Below are 11,551 nucleotides of genomic sequence, written 5' to 3'. Positions count from 1 at the left end.
CGAGTGTGTGGTCGCCTTTAATTGCTGCGAGAGCAACTTTAACTTTAAACTCTGCTGAATGATTACGACGTTTTCTTCGTGTCATGGTTGACTCCAAAAACAAGCATTTCCCATGCTTATTGGGGAGTAGATTATCACTTATAGACGTGGTCTAAAATCCTAGAACCACATCAAAAGTGCCAGCGAAAATTATATTTGTAGAGCAGTTACCGCGTAACATTATGGGTAAAGTTCAAAAAGTGGTAATGAGAGAGAATTATAAAAATCTTCTTAATTTAGTTGCTTGAATCATGCAGTTTACTATTGAGTCATTTAAAAGCCTATGTAGCTATGAAATTGCAGTTATTGAGTCTGGTCGAGATGTTTTTCTTAATTATATGTTCATTCTATATGACAAAAAAACTAACGACGCGGTAATTGTAGATCCTGGCTGGGATGCAAGATTTATCATCGGCTACATAAATGATTATGGCCTAAAATGTAGAGGAATCTTAATTACTCACACACATGCTGACCATGTACATGAAGCTGCTGAGATTTCCTCTACATTAAATTGCCCTATATTTATGTCTAGTAGAGAGGCTAGTGTTTCAGGTTATAAACATTCAAACCTGCAGACATTTTCTAAAGACACTGAACTTTTATGCGGTTCTGTTCAGTGTTTCGCTCTACTTACGCCTGGACACACATCTGGCACTAGTTGTTTTTTAGTTGGCGATAAATTATTTACTGGCGATACATTGTTTATTGAAGGTTGTGGTTTGTGCTCAGGGCCTGATGGCTCTGTTGAGCAAATGTACCAGTCTATACAATTTTTGCGCTCAGTTATTCCCGACAACGTTTTGGTCTATCCAGGTCATATGTATAAAGAACAATTGGCAAAGCCGTTTAGTTATCTTAAACAGCATAACTTTTATTTGAAAATGACTGATCAAAAAATTTTTGAAGTTTTTTGTGGTCGCAAAGCTCGAAATCAAAAAATACCACCTAAATATGAAAGTGCGAAAGCTTTAGATACAAAGGTAGTTGTTTTTTAAGATATAGATTTATAAGGTAAATTATGATTAAAGTAACTTATATTGAACACACAGGGAATCAGATTAGCATAGAGCTTAACGATGGTGAAAGTGTTATGGAAGCAGCACTTAAGAGTAATCTAAGTGGAATTGATGCGGACTGTGGTGGTAGTTGTTCTTGTGCAACGTGTCATATTCATGTAGATCCTATTTGGATGAGCAAACTTCCAGAAGCTTCACCGATGGAGAAAGATATTTTAACATTTGCAAATGATGTTAATGAATATTCAAGATTATCATGCCAAATTAAAGCATCTCCCAGCATTGATGGATTAGTTGTTCACATCCCCAAAAGTGAATGGTAGTAATTAGAAAGTTATCCCTCTACAGGTTGCTATGCTCAAGTTTATTATGAATAATTTCATGGCCTAGACATAGTAGCTTGTGAATAATATTACCCGATGAACTTATAAGTATTTAAAATTTAAATGGTTAATAAATCCCACTTTTTTAAATAATTGGATTAAGGACAATAAATGCATAATACAATTGTAATAATTGGTGGTGGACATGCTGGTTTTCAGCTTGCAAACACACTAAGGCGAGATGGTTATAAAGGACGTATTATCATTTTTGAAAAACAAAATGATTTTCCGTATCAACGTCCTCCACTTTCTAAGGATTATTTATTAGGTTCGATGGAAGAAGACAGGGTGTTTTTTAGGCCACCTGAGTTTTATCACTCTAATGCTATTGAGATAGTTTTTAGTGAGGTTACGATGGTAGAGCGAAAGAATAAAAAAGTAATATACGAGGATAATAAAAGTGTATTTTACGATAGCCTAATTTTTGCTGTAGGTGTTACACCTAACAAGTTGGATTTTTGCGAATTAAATTATAAAAATGTTTATATGATTTCGGATTTGAAGAATGCTAAAAATCTGAAAAAAGCACTTGATACAGCACACAATATAGTAGTGGTGGGCACCGGTTTTATTGGTCTGGAGATGGCCGGTCTTGTAAAAAAACTAGATAAAGAAGTTCATGTTGTTTCTTCTGGTAATCAGGTGCTCAGAAAATCAGTATCAAAAAAGTTATCTTCTTTTATAAAAGAACAGCATATCTCCAATGGTGTAAAATTTTATGATTATGAAAGAATAGCAGATTGGGCTGTAAAGGATCATAACATAACAAGTGTCACACTAAGCTCTAAAATGAGTCTTCCTGCCGATCTTGTTGTAGTGGGAATTGGTTCCAAACCAAATGTTTATCTAGCAGAATCAATTGGGCTGGACGTTGATAATGGTATTGTAGTTAATGACAACCTATGTACATCTGACCCATCAATTTATGCAATTGGAGATTGTGCTCAGTTTCCTTATCTAAATCATAGTATCCGTTTAGAGTCAGTGCAAAATACAATGGATCAAGCACGTTATTTATCTCAAAAACTTCTTAAAGACATTCCTGAAAGTTATAGTGCTTTACCATGGTTCTGGTCAGATCAACGGGATATGAAAATTCAAATAGCTGGAGTTAATCTTGATACTGATCGAGAGCTTGATACTATTACTCTTGATAATGATCTGAGTTCTGGATACACGTGTCTAAGCTTTTTTAATGATATTTTGGTCATAGTGGAAACTGTGAATCGACCAGCAATTCATATGTTATCTAAAAAAATCTTGTCAAGTGAAAATATCCCTACTAAATCTGATTTAGCAAAATATAAATTTGATTTAAATCTGTGGTTAAGTTCAACATCTGGAAAAATCAAAACTTTATGAAGATTTATTTGTGTAGATTTGAATTATTAGCTAGTCGAGCAAGAACGCATCTCTTTATAGTGAGCATATAGTTCAATATGTTGTACTATACTATAAAGATATCAAGACCGGATATAGTAAAATCACTAAATTTCTAAACTAGGTAAATTTCTTGTAGCCATTATCTAAAAATAAGTACTACTTAACTGTATGTGCCTTTTAGTGGTTTTATTTTATTCTGTAAATTTCAATTTTTTGGTATTGCAATCCGTATATAGATCACTAGCTGAAAAAAACTACTTATTCGGTTTATTTTTAAAATAAATATTTTCAGGTTCTAAATTCAGCTGCTTAAGACTAAATTCTATAAATTCCTATCTAGAATTTAGTTTAATAAGTATTATACAAAAACTTATCAAGCAATAAGGGTGGTCAAAAAGATGAGAATGTATGTCTAGAATTTTGGTGGCTATTCAGGTGTTTATAGATTTTTATGGTAAAGAAATTTAAAATCAATTGATTATAGTATTGTTAATAAATTTAGTTAGGTGAAATCAGTGGCAAGATCACTAGAAAATGAAATAACAGCTTCACTCACTGAAATATGTTGTAACAGTAGTAAAGAGTTTACTGGCTTAGGAATTGTATTTTATAAAAGTTTAAATAATCTTCCATATTTAACTTTACATGAAAAAAAATTATCTTCTGATTTATGTTTTAGCTATCCAATAAAAACCCTTTTAAAAATTTCTGAGTATTCATCACCTTATCATGATGGTTTTCACTTTATAGATATTAAAACTATGGAAATAACACATATTTCACAATATATTTCTCCACCAGTAGAGTTGATAAATGATCTTAATTTAGAAGCTATTACACCTTGTGGTGCTCGTGAAATGACCGCATTTCTCACTTCAAAAATAGATGGGATTTTATGTGTTGGACTAATTAGCTCAGATAAAATTATTAAAATATTTAAAAATGGCATTGATATATATGAACAGGTGAAAGTGTGAGTTTCATTGTCTTAAAATTTAGTGAATTACAGAAGATAATCTATTTTTTCTTATTTATAGCTTTTATAATTTTTTTATTAATACAAGGTATAAATCTATTGGGATGGTTAAAGCTTTCTATAATTCAATCAATAACACCTTCTATTTCTTTAGCTTTAATTGTTTTGGGATTTCTACTTAGATCAGTCACAATTCAACATGCACGATTAGCTAAATTTATTGGTAAACCAATAGTACACGGTCTATGGAAAGGATACTTAATCAGTAATTATAAAAACTCCGAAGGGCAACAAATTCCTCCTATTAAGATTTATTTTTATGTTAAACAAACCTTTTTAATAACTACTATAAAATCTTTTACCTCTAATCAAAAATCAGAATCAGTAATTACGGCTTTATCCCAAAATAAAGACACAGAAACTACTAATTTTCTTTACACTTATAAGTTCTATAGAACTAGAAATAGTGAAAATAAAGTCACTTTTGGTAGCGGTGATTTAAGCTTAACGGATAATGGAAAAATATTAACAGGGATATATTGGACTAATTCAAATACATGTGGCGAAATTGTGTTAAATTTAATTGATAGAAAATGTAAAAATATTGATTCATTTGAGATGGCTAACTTTCATTTCAATCAGAATATAAAAGTTACGTAATTGCAGAGGCATCTAAAACTGTATAATTATTTCGCCCTTCATAAACTGCAATCCAGTCTCGTTGAAAATCGACCATGCTTAAAATTAGGAATAAAAATGGTTGTATTCCCATTTGTCTTCCCATTTTTAAAGAAAGTTTTTTCCAACTACATAGATCTATTAAAGAAGGACTAGGTTTTTTTTCTGGATGAGAATGCCATTCACCTAAATATTGCATAGTGCCTTTTGACTTTGTGTGCCAATTTTCAACAATCTGTTGATGTGATGGATCTTGTCTAATAAATCTAAATCTAGAAGAAATATCTTTTTTACTAGGAATAGTCACATCTTTTATCCAAAATCCATTATTTCCATATACTTCTCCTATCAAAACCCCACCAGATTCAGGCATATAGCCCTTGACTTGCCTAAATGAGTTTAATTTTGATAAAACATCTAAATTAATTCGTATGTAGAAAGTATGTTTTTGGGTGGTGTTTTAAAAAGTATGCTGACATTAAATGAAGCCATTATTGATGTAAAAGAAGGTTAAGTCGAAGGCTTTAAAATGGTTTTCAAGCTTTTTGGAGAAATTACAACTTCTTCTAAAACCACGCCTTATTCGATGCCTTATTTTGCAATTATTACCTTCAATTCCTACAGTAAAAAACTTACCAATACTTTGCTTGCAGTTTTTAAAAGCAGTGATGAAACTGTCCCAATGATCACTTGCAATTCGGGTGTAGTGAATACCTAATTGTTTAAGCTTTGTCTTCAACCTTTGGACTGTAGCTAAATCTCTCTTACCCCAAACATAAGCAACAATCTCACCTGTTTCTCGATGGTAGGCGTAAATAAGCCATTGTTTATTATTTTTATTTCCAACAAAAGTCCAGAATTCATCTACTTCGAGAGATTCATAATGACTTTGTTTAGGCTGAATTTGATAGGCCGATTCAGTTAAAGTCCGTAAGACTTTACCGATACTAATGCGCTCAACTTCAGCGATATCTCGTATACCGCTGCCTCTGACCATTAACTGTAATATTTTACGAGTAATGCCAGAATTACATCCTAGATAGCTCAGAGCATGGTCACCAATAAACTGACGTTTGCAGTCTTTGCATTGGTAATTTTGTTTCCCATCTACTTTGATGCCATTTTTCTTTATACTGTCACTGAGGCAGGTTGGACATTTGATTTCTAGAGTTATTTGCATTTCTCTATTTTATCAAAATTCAACCTGCTTTTTTTAGCATACTTTTTGATACACCACCTGTTTTTGATCTGAAAGTGTGACATATCCTACTTCCATAGTTTTAACCACTCGTAACGGAAGGTAATACTTTAGCTGTTTGAGAACTAGTTAAATTTTGTTTAAAAGTGTCTTCTTCAGAAAAGGGGAGTTTAGATGCAATAACATAATCCTCATTATTTGGATACCGTATCCCAAATGCATCAATATGATAACTCAAACAATATTTTTTTTCTGTTGTTGATAGACCATCTTTTATTAAGTTCAAGAATTGAGTTGCTTTCTTAGAGCAATACAGACGGTTTTCAGGTTTAATCCTATTAAAGTCTTCATTTTCATGGTCAGGAATTCCATTTTCAAAAACAGATTCTTTTAGACGATTTGGTAGAGCGTGCAAGATGTTTAATAAAGCTAAATCATCACGACTTTCAACAAACTTATAATTTTGACAAGCAATAACCATTAACAGAATTGAACTAGGTCCTCCACCTTTTTCCCAGTGGTAATCTCGCCAAGCTTTAAGATATCTGCAAATAAAACGAAGTTGGCTACCGTTATCCTCTTGTTCAGATAGAAAATTTAAAAACCATTGTCTTACTTGTTCACAATCACTTTCCCTATAGCCCCCATCTCGCTGAGCCATAGTTATTCGTTTAATATTCTCAAGATCAATATGGTCTTTAAATTTTTCCTCATATAATAAACCACGGCTTTCAAATTTAAAGTTTTCATATAAAAGATCTGAATCCATCGCTAAAGAATCAGATAAATTATAGTCTTCGAGACCTGCTCTTACACTACTTTTACGAATACCAACTTGAAGCTCACTATATTCTTCAAGTGAATCAAACATGTCTTTAGGCACAATATAGACGGGAACATCCAAATGAGTGAAAGAGTTCACCAATAACCTAATGCAGTTTATATTATCTTCAGTATCTAATGTCCAATTTTGTTCAATCGCTAAGTCTTTTAAAAGATCCTCAACTTTTAAAAAGTAGCTTTTCAAAGTTTCTTTTGAATACTCTGTACACTCATCAAAAATCTCCGCAGAAAGGTACACACCGTAATCGAGATCAAGTTCTTGTCCTTTATGTGCTGGCAGGTTACATAAACCATAAGCCCACGAACCTTGAATACGAAATTTAGGATTTGGTCCTTCTGAGTTATAGTCATCAATGAAAGATCTTAAACCTGTTTTTAAGCACGCTCTAATTTTTTTTCGGCATTCATTTAATTCTTTAATAGTGTCTTCGGTTGGAATTAATGTACGAAGAAAGCCATCTTCCTTTGCACGATAACCTCGATGAGCATTTAAAACTATATTATTTGTCATTAAGCATTCTCTGGTAAGAAGTATTTAAAATATAAAACAGTAACTCCATAGAAGTTACTAAAATTATCAGTCTTATTAATAAGATACTAGATAGTTAGTAATTAAAAATATTATATAACTGATCTGATTTATAAGTTGGGTTGGCATATCAAATTTTCAAGAATACTCGTGATTTTTATTTGCATATTAAACAATTAGCTTGTTTATAAACTTCTTTCTTAAGATCATCATTGTGATATGTTAGTGATGTTGGAGCATAACTAGTAAAATAATTCTTATTTAAATTGTTAGCTTTCCAAGCTAGAAGGATTTCAATTGCTAAACCGACTACATTCAAACTAGAACTAACAGAATATGGGGTATAATTTGAACAAGGTCTACTTACCCTAATAGTTGCTTCTCTACTTGTCTCTTTTAGTGGGTAATAATATTTAGGATCAGTATCCCAAAGTGTAGTTAAGCAGTGATGACATCCACCATTATTTGATAAAATTTTACTGTCATTCCAAAAAGCTTGAACACATTCACCATTTGCGAAGATCCACAAATGAAGTATTGGAATCTGTTTTTCTTTAGGTTGTACATTTACAATTTCATTTAGATATTGTGCTACTTCCAACTTTCCTGTTGCATCAATAATTAAATCAAAATCATCAAAAAAGCTTTTATCAATATTTTCAATATTAGAATCTTTAAAATTGATATTTAATTTTTCATTAATTAAATATTTTTTATAATTTATTTCTAAGTGAGTTTTTAAAGCTTCTGCCTTATTCAGACCTAAATAGGAACTACCTAAGAAATGGCGGCCCAAATTATCAGTTTTTAGATAATCAGAATCAACTAAAGTTAATTGAGATTTTTCTCCATTCATTGCCCCCACCTTAAAAAGGGTATCCACAAGATAGCCACCTATAGAACCACAACCTACCTGTAAGATTCTTAACTCTTTAAGACTTTTTTTATACGTCAAATCTTGAAGATTTCTGTTCACCATATTATTAAGATCAATTGGAATACCACGACTAAAACCTAAATTTTGATTACCATTGAATTGAATTTTTTTTAAGTCTTTTAAACTCATTATTCTATTAATAGTTGGTGAATCAAGTTTGATAGAAAAATATAAAATAGCTCCATTATAGTAAAAGCCAAAGAAAAAATGTTTTTCAAATTCTTTAAATTTTTTTAAAGCTTTTAATAGAACATCATGTGCTGAGATATCCCACTTTTTAATCCAAAGAAAAAAATGATTTAAAGAAATAACTGTAAAATCAGGCTTTAAAAAAATACTAAATGCTGGAACTTGACAGTCACTTGACACATAAACAAGTTTACCGTTTAGTCTGGCATTACTTCCATCACTAATTATATTAAAATCAATAACTTTCTTATTTTCACTAGGAAATAATCCAAAATTTTTAGCACTTAATACACTTTTTTGTCTATTAGATAAACACACCCACATAGGTTCGATTTCAGCATTCAGATTGTTTTTTAATGACGTTGAATCTATAACATCAATCAATGTTTTTTTAGTTTGACTAATAATAAATTTTACTAATTCTTTAGAATTATATCTTGGAATAGTAATATCATCTGCAAATGCATAACATATTGTATGGAGTTCTCTTTCTTGAATCTTTAGATCAGTCTTTGGAGTAATGTGTGGTACTGGGAGTTTGAGAATGCTATCAATTGGTGAAATTAGATAAACAGACGGTAGAGAAATTAGTGTTAGATCATATATACAAATAAGTATATCAAAGCTATAGAGATTATCTTGGAGTGATAATTCAATCTTGCCTATATAAAATATTTCCTCCCCATCGAATAGAGAAGTCATACTATAAATTTCATTTTTGTATGTCAATTTATCTAGTGATAATCGACGAAAATCATTTACATGTAATTCATCAATTAATTGCTGTCTTCTTAAAGAATCAAACATAAATTTTTCACCTAAATTCGCAACAGCAATGTGCTTAATTTCATTTTATATATCAGTTTATAATGATAGATCAGGTTATAAAATTAACTAATTGCTAGAGTTCCTCTTTTAAAGGGTTTAGCTTTATCTTTAAAAAATACTTTTAAGTTTTCTTCCTGTGCAAACTTTTCAGTTGCTATTTGTTTTCCACTTCCAACTAAATGTTTTAGACTGTCAGTCGAAGCATTATCAAGAGTGATATCTTTGGATGCTTCATTAGGGATTGTACCATCTACTTCAATAAAGTTAATTTTCTCTAATCCATAGGGTCTAAATTCTCTAATTAACATGAATCGATGAAGATTTTGGTTCGCTGTCATTGTACTTAAAACTAATCTCTCTCCAACGCCCCATAACCCTAAATATCCTTTATGACATTTTTTCCCAAGTAATTTTGGTCTTAAACAATAATGTTCATTTAATGTTCCAACATTCAAGATTTTTACATCTTCTATTTTTGTATCTGGAAAATCACTTTTCATATTATGTAATACTTCTTTCAAACCAATAAAACTTGGATTGTTAGCAACAAGCCCACCATCTGCAAAGTATGCTTCTTTATCTGCACAATAATGCGGACTAAAATATGTAGGAGCAGCAGAAGTGGCCATTGCAGCATCTATCAACTTTAGCACCCCATCTCTTGTAAAGGATGGATCATGAGGTGTTTTGAAGAAAAATGGATTTCCACTAGATAAATTTACTGTTGGAATCATAACCCGACGATCCAGATCATTGAAAACTTTATTTTCATCAATCATGCTAGTAATTGTTTTGTATAGAGGGACACTGCTATAAATAGGGGAGAAAGGCAAAAGAAATTTCTTTAAAATATATCTATAAGTTGGAAAAATCTTAGAAGCATTTTCTTTAAACACTAATTCTAATTCTCTTGCACTTTTCCCAGAAGCTAAACCTAATGCAAGAATTCCTCCAATCGAAGTTCCTGTGATTAAATCAAAATAATCGCCAATTTTCACATTTTCTATGTTTTTTTGTGATTCAATTATTCTTTCGATTTCTGCTAGAAAACTAATTGTAAATAAACCTCTGACACCTCCACCATTGAGGCTGAGGACTTTTACAATATTTTGGTTATTCTCTGTATTCATAAACTTTTCAAATTTTAATGTTTGTATGTTAATTGTGTCAATAATTTAATTTTCAACCTTAAAATTGATAAAAATTGTCGTATTGTGATAACTTAGCATCGAGTGTTGATAGCAATAGTCATGTAAAAAGTAGATTTTTAACCATATCTTTATTATTAAAGACAGCTGACTTAAGAAAGTAACTTTATAATTGAAGTATTCTTTTAAGAAATTTGATTTCATAGAATTTCAGTAAGGTTAATTTTTATTATTTATTAAATATTTAAATTTACTGAAAAATTATATATGGGATAACTAACTTTAATTTTTGGGGGCATTACCCAAATATTTAAAAGTGTAAATAAAAAGAAAAAATTAACTAAAAAAAATAGGTATTTCTGTATCTAATGCCTTGAGCCAATCTTGTAATTCAATAATATCAATTCGACGGTCAAAATTTTCAACTTTAGCTATATATGACTGAGGCTTTTTTAAAGATGATGCAAGTTCTACCTGAGTCATTACTTTTGACTCACGTAATTTAATTAATTTTTCGATAAGTGCCCTATATCTGGGGTCGTGTAATGAACTCATAGTATTAGATATTGAACTATGAGAGAAAATATCCCAAAATAGGATATTCCGTGTTTTTTTGGCTAAAGAATGAAGGTTACTCCCAGTCTCAAACAGAATATTTTAATATATCTGTCTAGAAATACTTTTGAGAAAAGTGAATTTAAGTATATCTATGAGGGATTTATTCAAATTTTTCCTGAATTTAAATCAAAAAAGCATTACCAAAAAATTTACCAGATGATTAGAGAGCTAGGAGAATTACAACTATTAAAAATTGATAAATCTGGTTGTACTTATAAGTATAGTACGAATGCTGACCGTAAAAAATTTTTAGGTTTATTGGAACTTTCATACGATAAGAGTGCTTTACAGAAGCAACTTCTAGTTGATTACCATCAGAAGAATTCGGAATTGCATAAAATTAAAGCTGAACTAGAAATTTTCAATAAGTATTTACTCTGTACACGACAAATTTCACAGAACCCTTATCCTATCAGGGTTCTGCCTTCTTAAAATTGCCAAAATTTCCTTAAACTCTTCTTTTTTCCCAAAACCAATTAAACGCTGAATCGCCATTTGAACATAGTCTAAACCATAGCGAAATAAACTCATTGAGAGTCGTCCATGCTTCTTTATTTTTATCACTTTTTTTTGATCATGTTGCCATTCACCCGTTAAGTAACACCAACAGAAGCTTATAGCTAACACCGCAATCAATTTTTTCACTCGTCTAGGGTCTGTCAAGCGCGTATTTTCAAGATTAAACCCGCGTCCTTTGAGACAACTGAATAAGGTTTCAATTTCCCAGCGTAATGCATAATCCTGAATAGCATTGGCATTAAACTGAGGAGAAACGACGAGTAA

The 11,551-nt window shown here is 31.1% G+C and carries 12 protein-coding genes; 5 read left to right on the top strand and 7 right to left on the bottom strand.

All coding sequences use genetic code 11. The features are described 5' to 3' along the window. Positions 1–290 precede the first annotated feature (290 nt). From F972_RS02615 to F972_RS02595, 5 genes are all read left to right on the top strand, one after another. Positions 291–1,037 carry an MBL fold metallo-hydrolase gene (locus tag F972_RS02615; protein WP_004681201.1) on the top strand — a complete coding sequence of 249 codons (747 nt, stop codon included), beginning with the start codon at positions 291–293 and terminating at the stop codon, positions 1,035–1,037. A gap of 23 nt (positions 1,038–1,060) precedes the next feature. Continuing rightward, positions 1,061–1,381: a 2Fe-2S iron-sulfur cluster-binding protein gene (locus tag F972_RS02610; RefSeq protein WP_004681200.1), complete on the top strand. Its 321-nt coding sequence runs from the start codon at positions 1,061–1,063 to the stop codon at positions 1,379–1,381. A 171-nt stretch (positions 1,382–1,552) separates the two neighbouring features. After that, positions 1,553–2,803 carry an NAD(P)/FAD-dependent oxidoreductase gene (locus tag F972_RS02605; protein WP_004681199.1) on the top strand — a complete coding sequence of 417 codons (1,251 nt, stop codon included), beginning with the start codon at positions 1,553–1,555 and terminating at the stop codon, positions 2,801–2,803. Between the two features lie 536 nt (positions 2,804–3,339). Further along, on the top strand, positions 3,340–3,801 hold the full coding sequence (locus F972_RS02600; RefSeq protein ID WP_004681195.1) for a hypothetical protein: 462 nt from the start codon (positions 3,340–3,342) through the stop codon (positions 3,799–3,801). Then, positions 3,798–4,460, top strand: a complete 663-nt coding sequence (locus F972_RS02595) for a Cap15 family cyclic dinucleotide receptor domain-containing protein (RefSeq protein ID WP_004681193.1) — start codon at positions 3,798–3,800, stop codon at positions 4,458–4,460. Before F972_RS02600 ends, F972_RS02595 begins: the two co-directional genes overlap by 4 nt. Here F972_RS02595 and F972_RS02590 read toward each other — a convergent pair. The 7 genes from F972_RS02590 to F972_RS02555 form a co-directional block, all read right to left on the bottom strand. Further along, complete coding sequence (locus F972_RS02590) at positions 4,453–4,851, bottom strand: Mov34/MPN/PAD-1 family protein (RefSeq protein WP_004763885.1); 399 nt, start codon at positions 4,849–4,851, stop codon at positions 4,453–4,455. The genes F972_RS02595 and F972_RS02590 overlap by 8 nt on opposite strands. 105 nt (positions 4,852–4,956) lie before the next feature. After that, positions 4,957–5,658: an IS1 family transposase gene (locus F972_RS02585; protein WP_004282344.1), complete on the bottom strand. Its 702-nt coding sequence runs from the start codon at positions 5,656–5,658 to the stop codon at positions 4,957–4,959. 100 nt (positions 5,659–5,758) lie between these two features. Continuing rightward, positions 5,759–7,030, bottom strand: a complete 1,272-nt coding sequence (locus F972_RS02580) for a CBASS cGAMP synthase (RefSeq protein ID WP_004681191.1) — start codon at positions 7,028–7,030, stop codon at positions 5,759–5,761. 175 nt (positions 7,031–7,205) lie between these two features. Continuing rightward, the gene (locus F972_RS02575; RefSeq protein WP_004681189.1) at positions 7,206–8,981 is read right to left on the bottom strand and encodes a ThiF family adenylyltransferase; all 1,776 of its coding nucleotides are present in this window, start codon (positions 8,979–8,981) and stop codon (positions 7,206–7,208) included. Between the two features lie 83 nt (positions 8,982–9,064). Beyond that, positions 9,065–10,132: a CBASS cGAMP-activated phospholipase gene (locus F972_RS02570; protein ID WP_004681188.1), complete on the bottom strand. Its 1,068-nt coding sequence runs from the start codon at positions 10,130–10,132 to the stop codon at positions 9,065–9,067. A 354-nt stretch (positions 10,133–10,486) separates the two neighbouring features. Continuing rightward, entirely contained in the window at positions 10,487–10,705 is a 219-nt protein-coding gene (locus F972_RS02565; protein ID WP_026040060.1) for a helix-turn-helix domain-containing protein, read from the bottom strand. Positions 10,706–11,161: 456 nt separating this feature from the next. After that, positions 11,162–11,551 (bottom strand): transposase (locus F972_RS02555; RefSeq protein ID WP_004763881.1); only part of this gene is annotated, 390 nt, incomplete at its 5' end.

This window comes from Acinetobacter sp. CIP 102529 (assembly GCF_000368325.1).
Lineage (GTDB): Bacteria > Pseudomonadota > Gammaproteobacteria > Pseudomonadales > Moraxellaceae > Acinetobacter > Acinetobacter parvus.
The sequence above is the reverse complement of the archived record's forward strand: the minus strand, read 5'-3'. Positions and strand labels throughout refer to the sequence as shown.

Bases quoted from the DNA above. Each gene is read 5' to 3' on its own strand.
- F972_RS02615 (WP_004681201.1), top strand. From the start codon at position 291: ATGCAGTTTACTATTGAGTCATTTAAAAGCCTATGTAGCTATGAAATT.
- F972_RS02610 (WP_004681200.1), top strand. From the start codon at position 1,061: ATGATTAAAGTAACTTATATTGAACACACAGGGAATCAGATTAGCATA.
- F972_RS02605 (WP_004681199.1), top strand. From the start codon at position 1,553: ATGCATAATACAATTGTAATAATTGGTGGTGGACATGCTGGTTTTCAG.
- F972_RS02590 (WP_004763885.1), bottom strand. From the start codon at position 4,851: ATGCCTGAATCTGGTGGGGTTTTGATAGGAGAAGTATATGGAAATAAT.
- F972_RS02585 (WP_004282344.1), bottom strand. From the start codon at position 5,658: ATGCAAATAACTCTAGAAATCAAATGTCCAACCTGCCTCAGTGACAGT.
- F972_RS02580 (WP_004681191.1), bottom strand. From the start codon at position 7,030: ATGACAAATAATATAGTTTTAAATGCTCATCGAGGTTATCGTGCAAAG.
- F972_RS02575 (WP_004681189.1), bottom strand. From the start codon at position 8,981: ATGTTTGATTCTTTAAGAAGACAGCAATTAATTGATGAATTACATGTA.
- F972_RS02570 (WP_004681188.1), bottom strand. From the start codon at position 10,132: ATGAATACAGAGAATAACCAAAATATTGTAAAAGTCCTCAGCCTCAAT.
- F972_RS02565 (WP_026040060.1), bottom strand. From the start codon at position 10,705: ATGAGTTCATTACACGACCCCAGATATAGGGCACTTATCGAAAAATTA.